The 14194-nt window shown below is 67.0% G+C and carries 9 protein-coding genes; 8 read left to right on the top strand and 1 reads right to left on the bottom strand.

All coding sequences use genetic code 11. The features are described 5' to 3' along the window. Positions 1 to 42: 42 nt before the first annotated feature. The 8 genes from LNV06_RS10185 (at position 43) to LNV06_RS10220 (ending at position 13284) form a co-directional block, all read left to right on the top strand. Complete coding sequence (locus tag LNV06_RS10185; protein ID WP_263538134.1) at positions 43 to 3861, top strand: ATP-binding protein; 3819 nt, start codon at positions 43 to 45, stop codon at positions 3859 to 3861. A 68-nt stretch (positions 3862 to 3929) separates the two neighbouring features. Next, positions 3930 to 5297 carry a hypothetical protein gene (locus tag LNV06_RS10190; protein WP_263538135.1) on the top strand — a complete coding sequence of 456 codons (1368 nt, stop codon included), beginning with the start codon at positions 3930 to 3932 and terminating at the stop codon, positions 5295 to 5297. Between the two features lie 13 nt (positions 5298 to 5310). Then, entirely contained in the window at positions 5311 to 5778 is a 468-nt protein-coding gene (locus LNV06_RS10195) for a substrate-binding domain-containing protein (protein ID WP_263538136.1), read from the top strand. A 5-nt stretch (positions 5779 to 5783) separates the two neighbouring features. Then, positions 5784 to 8351, top strand: coding sequence for a SpoIIE family protein phosphatase (locus LNV06_RS10200; protein ID WP_263538137.1), 2568 nt, complete (start codon positions 5784 to 5786; stop codon positions 8349 to 8351). A 50-nt stretch (positions 8352 to 8401) separates the two neighbouring features. Continuing rightward, positions 8402 to 8746, top strand: coding sequence for an STAS domain-containing protein (locus tag LNV06_RS10205; RefSeq protein WP_263538138.1), 345 nt, complete (start codon positions 8402 to 8404; stop codon positions 8744 to 8746). A 23-nt stretch (positions 8747 to 8769) separates the two neighbouring features. Further along, positions 8770 to 10434 (top strand): Na/Pi cotransporter family protein, encoded by a 1665-nt coding sequence (locus LNV06_RS10210; protein ID WP_263538139.1) that lies wholly within the window; start codon positions 8770 to 8772, stop codon positions 10432 to 10434. Between the two features lie 21 nt (positions 10435 to 10455). Continuing rightward, positions 10456 to 12294 carry a uracil-xanthine permease family protein gene (locus tag LNV06_RS10215; RefSeq protein WP_263538140.1) on the top strand — a complete coding sequence of 613 codons (1839 nt, stop codon included), beginning with the start codon at positions 10456 to 10458 and terminating at the stop codon, positions 12292 to 12294. Between the two features lie 342 nt (positions 12295 to 12636). Further along, complete coding sequence (locus tag LNV06_RS10220) at positions 12637 to 13284, top strand: PEP-CTERM sorting domain-containing protein (RefSeq protein WP_263538141.1); 648 nt, start codon at positions 12637 to 12639, stop codon at positions 13282 to 13284. Between the two features lie 371 nt (positions 13285 to 13655). On the opposite strand, the gene LNV06_RS10225 is transcribed toward LNV06_RS10220, so the two are convergent. Beyond that, a complete protein-coding gene (locus LNV06_RS10225; RefSeq protein WP_263538142.1) occupies positions 13656 to 14138 on the bottom strand; it encodes a hypothetical protein in 483 nt (160 codons plus the stop codon). Positions 14139 to 14194 lie beyond the last annotated feature (56 nt).

Genomic DNA, 14194 nt, shown 5'->3' on the forward strand with positions numbered 1-14194 from the left:
GTCATCTCGGACGGGCATACTGCCGCCTGATTCTGGACCGCCATGCCGCTCAAGCCCCCCGATCCCTCTGCTTTCGCCACTGCCGCTGCGAGCCCGCAGCCAGCCGCCAAGACCTCGCCTCAGCTGCGTCTGCTGGGCGGCTTTGAATTGCGCGGCGCGCAGGGCCAGGTCTTGCCCCTGCCCTACGACAAGGTGCGCGCCCTGTTGGCCATGCTGGTCTTGCAGACCGGGCCGCTGTCGCGCGAGCTGCTGGCCGAAACCCTGTGGCCAGACTCCGCGCTAGAGCAGGCGCGCGCCAATCTGCGCCGCGCCTTGTTCGATTTGCGCCGGGTGCTGGCCCAGCTTTGGCCCGAACAGCCGGACCTCGAGCCGCTGCGGAGCGACAAAAAGCAGTTGCAGCTGCGCGATGACCTGGCCTGGCAACTGGACTGCCGAGACTTCGCCCTCGCGCAACTGGATGCCGCCACGCCGCAAGCCGAGGCACGCCGCCAGGCTCTGCAGCAGGCCATGGGCCTTTATCGCGGTCCGCTGCTGGACGGCTTGCAATTGCCCGAGGCGCCCGGCTTTGAGGCCTGGCTGCAGCCGCGCCGCGAAGCCTTGCTGCGCCAGGCCCAACAGGTGCTGGAGGCGCTGGGCCAGTTGCATGAAGACGCCGGTGAGGTCCAAGCTGCTCTGGCCTGCGCGCGCCGCGCCCTGGCCCAAGACCCCTGGTGCGAGCTGGCCCTGCGCCGTTGCATGCGCTTGCTGGCGCCCACCGCTGCCGGCGAGGCGCTGGCCTTGTTCGAGCAGTTCCGCAAGCAGCTGCAAGCCGAGCTGCAGCTGCAACCGCAGGCCGCCACCCTGGCCCTGGCCGAGGGTCTGCGCCAGACTTCATCGCTCGCCCCCGAGGTCCCGACCGCAAGAGCCGAACGCCGCCGCGTCGTCGCCCTGGCCTGCGAATGGGAAGCCCCGGCCGACGAAGCCGACCGCGAGGCCGAGGCCCTGGCCGCCGCCCTGCAAGCTCGGCTACAGCAAGCTCGCCAGCTGCTGCAGGCGCGCGGCGCCCATGTGCAGCGCGCCGAGGGCGGCGAGCTCTTGGCCTTTTTCGGCCACCCGCGCGCACAAGAGCAAGCGCCGCGCCTGGCCCTGGATGCGGCGCTGGAGCTGGCCGCCGCGCAGGAAGAAAACAGCCGCCAGCCCTGGGCTCTGCGCCAGGGCCTGCATGTGGGCTGGGTCCATGCCGACCCCGAACAGGCCTCTCCCGACAGTGTCGGTGCGCTCTCGCGCCTGGCGCGCAAGCTGGCCTTGCAGGCCGAGGCGGGCCATATCGGCGTCAGCGCCGAGCTGCGCCAGCAAAGCGAACGTCACCACCGTTTCGCCATGCCCCACACACCGGGGGGCAGCGCCGAGCTGCTGGGCGCCCGCCCGGCGCAAACTGCCAGCCGCCTGGACACGCTCAAGCCCATGGTCGGCCGCAGCACCGAGCTGGCCCAGCTGCAAGAGGAATGGGCGCGAGCCCAGCAGGGGGCACGCACGGTCTGGGTGCAAGGCGAGCCCGGCCTGGGCAAGACCCGGCTGCTGCTGGCCTTGCGCCAGCAAGTCGCGGCTCAGCCGGGGCACAGTGGGCAGCCTGCTCCGCCCATCTCACAGCTGCATTGCCGCCCCGAGTACCGCCACACCCCGCTGCAGCCGGTGCGCGCCACGCTGCGCCGGCGCCTGGGTGCCGCGCTGGAGGGCGACGAAGCGCAAGCCGAACAAGCCCTCGGCCTCCTCTTGCTGCAGGCCGGCATCGCCCCGGCCGCGCAAGCTGGCGCGCTGAGCCTGCTGCGCCCACTGCTGCTGCAGAGCCAGGCCGACACCGCCGCGAGCGAACCGCTGCACAAGCGCGAGCTGCAAACCTTGCTCTGCGAGCTGTTCGAAGGCCTGGCTCAAGGCCGGCCGCAGCTGCTGCTGCTCGAAGACCTGCACTGGGCCGACCCGTCCACGCTGGAGCTGCTGCAGCTGCACCTGCAACGACATCTGCAGCGCCCCGCCGCTCAGCGCGCTCCGGGCCTGCTGCTGCTCAGCTCCCGCGAGGCGCCGCCCGAAGACCTGCGCGCCAGCCTCGACCTCTGTCTGACGCTCAGCCCCTTGCCTGCCGATGACATGGGCCGCCTGATCGACCTGCTCGAGGGCAGCCCACCGCCCGCGGCCCAGCGCCAGCAAGTGCTGCAACGCGCCGGCGGTGTGCCGCTGTTTGCCGAAGAGCTGGTGCGCTCGCTGCGCCTGCGGCCCGAAGACAAGGTGCCCGCCACGCTCTGGGACCTGTTGGCCGCCAGCCTCGACCGCCTGCCGCCCGAGGCCAAACGCCTGGCCCAGGGCGCGGCTCTGCTGGGCAGCAGCTGCTCGCCGGCCTTGCTGCAAGAGCTGCTGCAGCTGCCGGCCGGGCCGCTGGCGCAGCAGTTGGCCCAGCTGGCGCGGCTCGATCTGCTGCAAGCCCACGGGCCGCAACACTGGCAGTTCCGCCATGCCTTGATTCGCGACGCGGCACTGGAGACCCTCAGCGCCGGCGAGCGCCGCGCCTTGCACCGCCGCGCCGCCCAGACCTTGATGGGCCCCTTCGCCAGCCTCGCCGCCGATGCACCCGAGGCCCTGGCCCAGCATTTGCACGCCGCCGGCGACCCGGTGGCCGCGCATTACTGGCTGCAAGCGGCCGAGCGCGCCGCCGCCCAATCGGCGCACCAGGAGGCGCGCCACGGTTTCGAGCAAGGCCTGGCCGCCCTGCAATTGCCCGAGGCCACGCCGGCCCTGCTGCAGCGCCTGCGCCTGCCCTTGCTGATGGGCCTGGGCCACGGCCTGTTGGCCCTGGAGGGCTATGGCTCGCCGGCCGCGCGCCAGTGCTACCGCCAGGCGCTGCAAGCCTGCGACGAAGCCGGTGCCAGCAGTGGCCCAGGCCAGCGCTTCCAAGCGCTCTGGGGCTTGTGGCTGGGCAGCCGCAGCGGCCCGGATGAGCGCCCCGTGCTGGACCTGGCGCAGGAGCTGCTGACGGTGGCCGCCGACACCGGCGATGCCGCTGCCGCCGTGCAAGCGCGTTATGCCCTGGGCAATAACCAGTTCTTCCTGGGCCACTTGCAAGCCTCGTGCGAAGCCCTGGCCGAGGCGGCCGCAGCGGGCGAACGCCTGCCCGCCCGCCAACGCACCCAGCTGACCCAGCGCTTTGGCGAGCATGGCGGCATCGCCGCGCGCGCCATGTTGGGCTGGCCCTTGGCTTTGCAGGGCCGGGTGGACGAGGCCCTGGTGCAAAGCCAGCTTGGCTTGCAGCAAGCACGCGAACTTGGCCACGCCCACACCCTGGGTTTTGCCCTGGCCATGAACGCAGTGCTGCAGCGCCATCTGCGCCGCCCCGAGGCCGCCATGCCGCTGAGCCTGGAGCTGCTGGCCCTGGCCGAGCGTCATGGCCTGGCCCTGTGGCAGGCCGTGGGCGCCCTGGTGCTGGGCTGGAGCCAAGCAGCCGGTGGCGACCCGGCCGGCCTGCTGCCCATCCGCCAGGCGGCCAGCGCCTCGGCCGTGGCCATGCCCAGCACCGAAGCGACCTTCCTCTCCTTTCTGATCGAAGCCTTGCTGAACCTGGGCCAGGCCGAGGAGGCCCTGGCGCAAGTGGACGCCTGCCTGCCCAAGGCGCAAGAGCGGCAGGAGTTCTACCTGCTGCCCGAGCTCTGGCGCATGCGTGCCCAGGCCCTGGCTGCCTTGGACGGGCCAGGCGCCGAAATTGAACAAGCGCTGGATGAAGCCTTGAAGGCCGGCCAAGCCATGGGGGCCGACTTGCTCTTGCAGCGCAGCGCCGCTCAGCGCCAGGCCCTGTTCAAGGGCTCTCCCGGCCTTTCAACGGAAATTCAACGCTAGCTCGGCAAGCTCTCGCTTAATTTCAGGCCCGCCACACATGCTGCGGGCCGTAGCGAGGGGATGCTTTGATGCGGACAAGACCAAAACAACACAGGCGCCCGGCCGCCTGGGCGCTGGTAAGCCTGGGCCTGAGCCTTTCTTTGGCCGGCGCCAGGACCTATGCGGCCGAAGAAAGCAACGACAACCGCGGCAACCCGCTGCGTTTCTCTGGCTTTGCCACCTTGGGTCTGACCCACAACGACAACGCCACGGCCGGCGCCGTCACCTCCTTCTCGCAGCTCAAGCCGGTGTACCAAGGCTGGTCGGCCAATATGGACACCGTGCTGGGTCTGCAGTTGGAATGGCAGCCGCTGAACAGCACCACCTTTCAAGTGCAAGGCGTGGCGCGAGCCGGCGAAGACATGCAGCCGCGCCTGCGCATCGCCGCCCTGCGCCAGCAACTGGGCCAAGGTCTGAGCCTGAACCTGGGCCGCATGCGCAGCCCGCTGTTCTTTGACTCCAGCATTGCCGAGATCGGCTATGCCAATCTGACCGTGCGCCCCTCTCCGACCATCTACGGCGTGATCAACAGCGTCGCCAGCTTGGACGGTGCCGATCTGCAGTGGCGCCTCAACCTGGGCGACGCCAGCCTGCTGGCGCAGGTCTTCGGCGGCCGCTACGACTACACCCACCGCTTCAACAACTTCTCGCCCGCCCTGTCGGCCGATGCCAGCCTGCGCGGCCTGCTCGGCTTCAGCCTCAGCGCCAATCTGCAAGACTTGACCCTGCGCGTCTCACGCACCGAGATTGACCGTTATGTGCTGCGCTCCGATCAAGTCACTCAAATCAACACCGGCCTCACCCAGCTCAGCGGCGCTTTGCAGCAGATGACCCTCAACCCCATGCTGCCACCGGCCATGGCGGCCGCCTTGCAGGCCAAGGCACAGGGACTGGACGCCTTGCGCAACCCTTTCGACAACCGCCCCATCTACACCAGCGTCGGCCTGGACGGCAACTGGCAGCGCTGGCGCCTCTTGGCCGAGCTGACCTGGATGGACCCGCGCAACGATCTGGTCGGTCGCGGCACCGGCTACAGCCTCACCCTGGCGCGCAGCTTCGGTGATTTCACACCCTATTTGAATGTGGCCCAGCTGAAGCGCTCCAGCGCCAAGCTCAACACCTCGACGCTGGCCCCCACCGGCCTGAACCCGCAGCTCGACGCCGGGCTGAGCCAGCTGCAGCAGGGCTTTGACCAGGCCCAGCAGTTCGCCGACATCAGCAGCCGCTCGCTCAGCTTCGGCCTGCGCTGGGACTGGCGCGAGAACATGGCGATCAAAACCCAGCTCGACTTGGTGCGCACGCCCAATGCCAACACGCCTGGCCCGCTGGCCGTGCCTAAGCTGCCCTTCGACAACAAGCTCCAGCTGTTCAGCGTCACGCTGGACGCGGTGTTCTGAGGAGGGCATGGACATGAACTTCGCAAAACACTTGTCGCCCCGTACGACCTCCACCTTATTTGCTCTGCTGACCCTGCTTTGGCTTGCCTCGTCACAGCCTGCGCTGGCCGCCAACGAACTGGTCGTGATCGCCCACAAAGACGTGGCGTTGGACAAGATCAGCCCCGAGCGCATGACGCAGATCTATCTGCGCCAGCAACAAAACTGGCCCGATGGCCAAGCTATCCAGCCCATCGACCTGCGCGAGGGCAGCGGCCTGCGCCGCGCTTTCTATGACCAGGTCACCGGCCGCAGCCCTGGCCAGCTGCGCGCCTTCTGGGCACGCCAGAGCTTCACCGGCATGGGCTTGCCGCCGCGCCAGGTGGACAGCGATGAAGAAGTCACTCGCCTGGTGCAAAGCACGCCGGGCGCGATTGGCTACGTCTCACGCAAGCCCAGCGGCGCGGGCGTGAAAGTCCTGCTGACCGCCAATCTGGACTGACTGTTGTGACGACTGCCGCCACCGACCTCGGCCGCACGCAAACCAGCTGGCTGCGCCTGCTGGCGCCGGCCAGTTGGCTGTCGGGGCGGCTGAGTTTTTCGCGCAAGTTCCTGCTGGTCGGCGCGGTCATGCTGGTCGCCCTGGCCATGCTGAGCTGGCCGCTGCTGCGCAAGGCCAGCCAAGACGCACAAAGCGCCGAACTGGAGCGCCGCGGCCTGGCCGCCCTGGCCCAACAAGCGAGCGTGCTCAACACCTTGGTGCGCCAGCGCGGTGAACTCAAGGCCGAGCGCAGCGACGCCCAAGCCGTCAAGGCGGCCAACGCTGAACTGCAAGCCTTGCTGAGCTGGGCGTCCGCGCCGCAGGCGCCAACCCAGGCCCCATCCGTCAGCGCCCTGCCCAGCACCTTGCCCGCTCTGGCGCAGCGCCTGCAGCAGCAATGGCAGCAGTTGCAAGACCTGGGCGCGCAAGAGGACGATGCCCAGCGCCGCTTTGCCGCCCACACCGGCACCATCAACGCCCTGCTGGCCTTGATGCGCGAAAGCGCCCGCGCCCACCGCCTCAATGTGGACCCCAAGCTGGACGCGGCGTTTGAAATGCTCAGCCACCGCCTGCCCCTGCTGATGGAGACCCTGGCCAAGCAACAAGACGCGCTGGCCCTGTCCAGCGACAGCATGGCCAGCTACGCGGTGGCCGCCCAAGTGGTGCTGAGCGAGGCCACGCCCGCCCTGCGCGCCGGCATGCAGCAGCTGCTGGCGCCGGGCGACCGCGCTGGCCTGCAGGCCCAACTGGACGAACTGCTGGCCCGCATCGAACGCCAGCAAGACGCCGTCGACAAAGTGCTGGATGCGCCCCAAGCCCTTGCCGAGCTGCGCCCCATCGCCAGCGCCAATCTGGCCCAAGCCCAAGCCTTGCTGGTGGCCAGCACCGTGCAGGCCGACGCCTTGCTGCAAGAGCGCCTGACCCAGCTGCGCCGCAGCCAGTGGCAGGTGGGCGCGCTGTTGGTGGGGGCGATGGCGGCGATTGCCTATCTCTTCGCCGGCATCTATGTCTCCACCCTGCGCTCGCTGCGCCGGCTCTCACAAGGCACGCAAGACTTCTGCGCCGGCCGGCTGGACACCCGCATCCACATCGACACCCAAGACGAGCTGGTCCTGGTGGCGGGCAACTTCAACACCGTGGCCTCTGAGGTGGGGCGTTTGCTCGATGTGATCCGCGAGCAAAACGAGTCGCGCCAGCGCGAGCTGGAGCGCCTGGTGCAACAGCGCACCCTGGAGTTGGCCGACAAGAACGACCAGTTGCACCTGGCCGCCCTGCGCGTGCAAGAAGAGCTGGAGTCGGCCCGCGATATGCAGCAGGCCATCCTCCCGCAGCACTTCCCCGACACGGCGGACTTCTCCATGCAAGCCTGCATGCACCCGGCGCGCGAGTTGGGTGGTGATTTCTATGACTGTTTCGCGCTCTCGGGTGGCCGCTGGGGTTTTTTGGTCGCCGATGTGGCCGGCAAAGGTGTGGGCGCGGCCTTCTTCATGGCGGTCTCGCGCACGGTGCTGCAAGACCTGGCACAAGACGAACTCGGCCCCGAAGAAGTGTTGGCCCGTGCCAATGATTTGCTCAGCGGGCGCAACCCCATGGAGCTGTTCGTCACCGCCTGCTACTGCATCTACGACCCGCGCGACGGCAGCCTCGCCTACGCCAGCGCCGGCCACCCGCCGCCGCTCTTGCGCAGCGCCCAAGGCGAGGTGCAGGCGCTGGACTGCGCGCGCGACATCGCCCTGGGCGTGCTGCCCGGCATGAGCTACAGCCGCCGCCACGCGCAGCTCGCAAGCGGCGACACCCTATTGCTCTACACCGACGGCATCACCGAAGCCTTTGACGCCGCCGAACGCGCCTATGGCGAAGAGCGCCTGATCGCCTGGCTGCGCAACAGCCGCGAGCCCCAAGCCGCCGCCAAGCTGGCCAGCCTGGTGCGCGATGTGGCCGACTTCGTCGGTGGCGCCGAACCCAGTGATGACCTGACCGCCCTGCTGCTCTGCGGCAAGCCACGCACCGAGGGCGAGCCCTTGGCCGAAGCCCCCACCGATTCCCCCGACCTGTCCGCCAGCCCCCAAGCCCAAGGAGCTCTGACCGTGAGCCACACCCCCCTGGAACTGAAGAACAAAACCTTGCTGTTGGAGTACCGCTTGGACAGCCGCGTCGAGGAGATCGCGCCGCTGGCCGAAGCGGTGGACGAAGCCCTGGCCGAGCGGCCCGATCTGGCCTTTGCCGTCAACCTCTGCCTGGAAGAGCTGATCACCAACACCATCCAACACGGCCTGCACGGCGCGCCCGACCGCCCCATCCATGTGCGGCTCTCACGCTCGGACGAGTGGTTGGAAATCATCCTCAAAGACGACGCCCCGCCCTTCGACCCCTTTGTCGAAGCGCCCGAGCCCAGCCTGGACGCCGGCGTGGAAGAACGTGCCGTCGGCGGCCTGGGCGTGCACATGGTCAAAACCATGATGGACGAAGTGCGCGCCTTCTACGACGGCAGCGGCAACCTGATCGTGCTGCTCAAAACCCTCAAGAAGCCTTGAGGCCAACGTCCTGCCTGCCTACCGAATTCGACCCAAAGAAAGACACCCCCATGAGCTTCGAACACCAAAGCAGCGATGAACAAGGCAGCCGCCTGCTCAGTCTCAAAGGCCGCATCGACAGCGCCACCGCCGGCGCCTTTGAGCAAGCCGTGCAAGACCTGTTCGCCACGCCCGGCGCCCGCGCCCTGCTGGACTTTGCCGCCGTGGACTACATCTCCAGCGCCGGCCTGCGCGTGGTGCTGATGGCCGCCAAACGCGCCAAGCAAGCGCAGGGCCGTTTGCTGCTTTGCGGCCTGCCCCAGCATGTGCGCGAAGTGTTTGAGATCAGCGGCTTCTTGAAGATCATCGACAGCGTCACCGACCGCGCCGAGGGTCTTCGCCAGTTGAGCGCCTGACTGCGAATTCCCACGGTTCCTTCATGAGCATCTTTTTCAGCCTGTTCGCCGGGCTGGGCCTGTTCTTCATCGGCGTTCGCCTGATCAGCAGCAATCTGCGTCAGGTGATCGGCCGCCGCCTGCGCCAGCTGATTGCGCGCGCCGTCACCAGCGCGGGCTCGCTGGCCTTGTTCGGCCTGCTGGCCGGCGCAGTGATGCAAAGCGTCAACGCCGTCATCCATGTGCTGGTGGCCCTGGTCACCGCCGGGGCCATGGACCGCAAGCGTGCCTTCCCCATCATCCGCTGGGCCAATCTGGGCACCTCGCTGCTGGCCCTGGTGGCCGCCATTGACTTGCATGCTCTGGCCCTGTGCCTGGTCGGCCTGACGGGCATTGCCTACTACCAGCAGATCGACCAATCCACCCGCTGGCGCCACGCCGTTGGCGCGCTGCTGGGCTTGGGCCTGCTGTTCCTGGGCACCGACTTCATCAAGACCGGCGCGGCCATGCTGCGCACCGCCCCTTGGCTGCGCGAGCAGATCGCCGAGCTGGGCGTCTGGCTGCTGCCCAGCTTCTTCATCGGCGCGGCGGTGGCCTGGGCCGCGCAGTCGTCCACCACGGTGGTGGTCATCACCATGAGCCTGGCGGCCGGCGGCCTGATTGGCTGGAACGGCGGCGCCATGCTGGTGATGGGCGCCGGCCTGGGCTCAGCCGCCTCGGCCTGGAACCTGGCCGGCCGCTTGCAAGGCAGCGCGCGCCAGCTGGTGCTGTTCCAGGTCTTGCTGCGCCTGCAGGGCCTGCTGCTCACCTTCATCTTCTACGCCTGCAACCGCTGGCTCTTGGACGAGCCCTTCGGCCGCCTGCTCGATCACTTTGACATGGGCTTGCCCGCGCGGCTGGCAGCCTTCTATATGGTGGTGCAAGTGCTCAGCGACCTGGGCAGCCGCGCGCTAGAAAAACCCAGCCTGCGCTGGCTGCAAGCCTGGGCTGCGCCCTCGCTGCAAGAGAACCTGAGCAAGCCCCACTTTGTGCACGACGAAGCGCTGGACGAAGCCGAAACCGCCCTGCTGCTGGCCGACAAAGAGCAGCAGCGCCTGCTCGCCTGCCTACCCGCTTATCTCGACGCACTGCGGCAAGACGCCCCCGCCGCCCTGGCCTCGGCAGACAAACGCCAGGCCGCCGAGAGCCAGGTGCTGCAGCTCTGCGAGCAGTTCTTGGTGGAGCTGGCCGACCGCCAGCGCAGCCGCGATGTGCTGGAGCGCAGCATGGTGCTGCGCGACCGCAACCGCCTGCTCGGCTCGCTGCAAGAGTCGCTGGCCGAGCTGCACCAGAGCACCCAGGCCGCCATGGGCGACCCCACCGTCGCACAGCTGCTGGACCAGCTGGTGCAAAGCCTCCACATGATGTTGGAAACCCTGGCCGAAACCGCCGCACTCGCCCAGCCCGACGCCGAAGACCTGGAGCTGCTGCGCAGCCTCACCCACGACCGCTCGGAGCTGATGGACGGCATACGCCGCCGCCTGCAAGGCAGCGAGCTGGACGCCGGCCTGCGCCAGGCCGTGTTCAGCGCCACCACGGTGTTTGAGCGCTGCGTCTGGCTGGCGCGGCGCTATGTGTTGCTGCTGGACAGCCCCGCCGCTTCGCAAGCATCGATGCACGCGGCCGCGCACAACACCTCGCCCGCCTTCTCTCCCTCACCCAAGAACTGATTGTTGAGGCCCCCCACTGTGATGCAAGCTCTGAGCCGCTGGCTGCCCCCGTCCAAGCCGGTGCGCCGGCCCTTCGAGCTGATCTACGCGGCCGATGAATGCCCGCCGCGTGGTGCGCTCGGCCTGCTGGCCTTGCAACATGCGGCCACGGTGCTGGCCTTGATTGCCCATGTGCTGGCCGCCGCCAAGATCGCGGGCTTGAGCCTGCCGCAAACCCACTCCATCGTCGCCATGACCCTGCTGGGCATGGCCATGGGCACGGCACTGCAGGCCTGGGGCGGGCGCTGGGGTAGCGGCACCTTGCTGGTCTTCCAGCCCGACCCGATGATGATCACCGTGGCTGGCGCGGCCATCGCCAGCTACGGCCTGGGCTCCCTGGTGCAGGTAAGCCTGATTGCCGCCGGCGTCACGCTCTGCGTGGGCCCGCTGATGCGCCATCTGCGCGCCCTCTTCCCGCCCACCGTGGTGGGCACGGTGGTGTGCATGGGTGGCTTGGGGCTGGTAGAGCCGGCCATGCGCAATGCCTTGGGCATCCATGAAACGGCCCCGGTGGCCGGCAACTTGCAAACGCTGCAGATCGACGGCATCAGCGCCCTCATCTCGGGCGCCACCCTGGCCAGCATCGTCGTGCTCTCGGTCTGGGGCGGGCGGCGCTTCAAGCTGCTGGGCGTGTTGGCGGGCTTGTTGATGGGCCTGCTGATCGCCGCGCTCAGCGACCGATTGCTGGGCCTGGAGTGGCTGCACAGCGCGCCTTGGTTGGCCCTGCCGCAGCCCATTGCGCCCAGCTTCAACCTCGGCCCCGAGATCATCTTTGCCATCGTGCTGATCGCCACGCTCAACCAGCTGGACAACATTGGCTGCCTGATCGTGATGGACAAGACCGACAACGCCGACTGGCGCCGCGCCGACATGCAAATGGTGGGCCGCGGCATCCGCGCCAATGGCGCGAGCGACTTTGTGAGCGGCCTGTTCGGCAGCTTCCCCACCGCGCCCAGCTCGGCCAATATCGCCCTGGTGCACGCCACCGGCTCCAGCAGCCGCTACATCGGCCTGGCCTGCGCGGCCCTGCTGCTGCTGGTGGCCCTGAGCCCGCTGCTGACCATGGCGCTCACGCTCATCCCGCAAGCCGTGCTGGGCGCCATCTCGCTCTATGCTGCCGCGTACTTGATCGTCTCCGGCATCGAGATGATTGCCACCCGCGCGCTCGACAGCCGGGGCATCTTCATGGTGGGCCTGTCACTCTGCGCCGGCCTGGCCACCATGCTGATGCCGGGCCTGAGCCAAGGCCTGCCCGATGGCCTGGCCATGCTGGCCGGTGACGGCTTTGTGGTCACCGGCGTTTGCGTGATGGGCCTGAACCTGCTGTTCCGCCTGGGCACCCGCTTGCGTGCCAGCTGCGAGCTGGACCCGCGCCTCGGGCCCATCAGCCACCAGCTCACCGCTTTTGTGGAGCGCCAAGGCGGCGCCTGGGGCGCCCGCATGGACATCGTCCGCCGCGCCGCCCTGGCCGCGCTGGAAGCCAGCGAAGCGATACAAGCCGCAGGCGGCGGCCGCCTGCTGGTGATACGCGGCAGCTTTGATGAATTCAACTTCGACCTGGAACTGCTGCACGAAGGCGAGCCGCTGCGGGTGGGCGCTGCGGCCGAGCCGGGCGATGGCTCAGCGGGCAATGCGGCCGCTGTGCCGCTGGATCTGGATGCGCTGATGAACAGCGATGAAGACGATGTCGATATCGAAAGCCAACTCGACGCCGCCATGGCCCGCGTGTCAGGTGTGTTGATGCGCCACCTAGCAGACAAGCTCAGCAGCGCCAGCTTGGGGGCGGGGCAGGCGGTGTTGAGGTTGCATTTTGATCATTGATGAATTGCCAGTTCGGGCACTGCAGGCCTCGACTATTGGCCCATTCGAGCCCAGGCTGACCGTGCTCACCCCAAGTGCCAGACAGCATTTGACGGCGGATTTCTCGGCGGAACTTGAAGCTCGTGACCGAGTGACTCTCTACAGCACCCGAGAATCAGTGATTACCCTTTCAACTTGAAATCTGACAACGAAATTTGCACAGCGGCTTTAGGTGTACGTTTGTCTCAGGTCTCCTCACTCGCGAGCCCCTCGGTCAGGGGGAGGTCACGTCGAGACATACCTGCTACCGTTACTCAATCAGTAGAGCCGCCACCAATTCAATCCCAGTCGGAAGGAAAAGCAATGAAGAATTTGAAGGTTTTGGCAGTCGCAGTCCTCGCGCTAGGTTTTTCAGCAGCGCAAGCGGGCCTCGTCTACAGCAATGTCAATCTGTCCAATAATGGGAACGAGGCTACCAAGTGGTTGCAGGCGGAGGACTTTACCTTGTCCGCCAGCGCAACACTGACTTCAGCCACCGTGTACATGGGCGTGACTGCCGGCGCGGTACCTGCGGTGTGGGACGGCAACTGGCAGTGGGGCATCTACAGCAGCGCCGGTAGCCAACCAGATGCGCTGTTGGCCAGCGGCTCTGGCATTTCCAGCGCAGTTGATTCGGGTCAGTCGTTTTTCAACTCGGCCGTCTACGCATTCACCTTTGATCTCAATGATTTCGCGGCGACTGCAGGGCAAACTTACTACCTAGGTATCCATGCAGCGAAAGATTTTTCTCAACGTGCTGGCCTTTACTGGGTTGGGTCGCATGACAGCGTGGGCGGCACAGGCCAAGAACTCTATGAAGGCAACACCCCGTGGAATTCGAATGGCGTAGAGCACGCCTTCTCACTCTCCAGCGATCAGCGCAACAATGTGCCGGAACCTGGGTCCCTGGCGCTGCTGCTGGCTGCTGCTGCGGGCATGGCTGCCGGATATCGCCGACGCGCTGCCCGCTGAAGCAAACTGAGTCGTCTGGCTGGGGCGATGTCCCCTGCCAGTCTGAGCCTGGCGAGAAATCTACAGGGCAACACATTCGACTCACGGGTGTAGCCCATCGGGGCTTGAGGGCCATGGCTTATTTGCAGCCCAGATGGCCTCGCCGAATTCTCCTCTTGACCCGCGCCTTGCACCCTACAAGCCTGCAAGCCTGGGGTCAGGTCTTTAATCATTAGACCGACCTTTCTGCTGTTAACGATTTAAGACTTGACCCTGCGTCGGTTCCTGAGCTTCAGCGGCCAGACCCTGAAGTGTTCTATGCGGTGGCGATGGCCATTTAGTTGATGGGAATCACTACTTCTTTGTGCCCCCCGCTCTGTGCGCCGGACCGCTCAGTCAGTACACCAATCCCACTCCACCTCACTCAGCTTGCCCATGCCGAATCTGAAGGTGAACTTGTCGCTGCAGATCTCCGCAAGGCCTCGGTAGGCCATCCAGTTGGGGCCGCTTTCGTCGGGGGCGCCGAGTTGCTTTTGAATATCCGCCGGGCTTGATGTGCCGATATAGAGGTCGCTGACGAGATGCCCGGGGCGGCTGACCCGCAGGGCTATGGGAGCTTGCTTACCTGGTGCGGCCGGCGACACCAGCCAAGAGGCAGCAATTCCCGAGCCTCGGAATTCCTTTCTGACCAGGGCAGCTTCCGCCCGAAGTGTTCTCACCTTGGACGGTGCGGCCAAGTCAATGGCGGCTTGGGTATATCCCTCGCCAAAGCGATAAACAATTTCGCGCCCACCTTGCTGTTCAGCGCTGGGTGCCGCTCCACACGCATTCGCAAGCACGAGGGCGAAAACAAACACTGCGTTCGACTTGATCATCAGAAGCGATCCCAAAGTGATGGTGTTGATGCTTAAACCCCGCGCTTGGGCGCATC

Source organism: Paucibacter sp. Y2R2-4 (genome assembly GCF_025717535.1).
Taxonomy (GTDB): Bacteria; Pseudomonadota; Gammaproteobacteria; order Burkholderiales; family Burkholderiaceae_C; genus Paucibacter_A.

Bases quoted from the DNA above. Each gene is read 5' to 3' on its own strand.
- LNV06_RS10220 (WP_263538141.1), top strand. From the start codon at position 12,637: ATGAAGAATTTGAAGGTTTTGGCAGTCGCAGTCCTCGCGCTAGGTTTT.
- LNV06_RS10185 (WP_263538134.1), top strand. From the start codon at position 43: ATGCCGCTCAAGCCCCCCGATCCCTCTGCTTTCGCCACTGCCGCTGCG.
- LNV06_RS10225 (WP_263538142.1), bottom strand. From the start codon at position 14,138: ATGATCAAGTCGAACGCAGTGTTTGTTTTCGCCCTCGTGCTTGCGAAT.
- LNV06_RS10190 (WP_263538135.1), top strand. From the start codon at position 3,930: ATGCGGACAAGACCAAAACAACACAGGCGCCCGGCCGCCTGGGCGCTG.
- LNV06_RS10215 (WP_263538140.1), top strand. From the start codon at position 10,456: ATGCAAGCTCTGAGCCGCTGGCTGCCCCCGTCCAAGCCGGTGCGCCGG.
- LNV06_RS10195 (WP_263538136.1), top strand. From the start codon at position 5,311: ATGAACTTCGCAAAACACTTGTCGCCCCGTACGACCTCCACCTTATTT.
- LNV06_RS10205 (WP_263538138.1), top strand. From the start codon at position 8,402: ATGAGCTTCGAACACCAAAGCAGCGATGAACAAGGCAGCCGCCTGCTC.
- LNV06_RS10210 (WP_263538139.1), top strand. From the start codon at position 8,770: ATGAGCATCTTTTTCAGCCTGTTCGCCGGGCTGGGCCTGTTCTTCATC.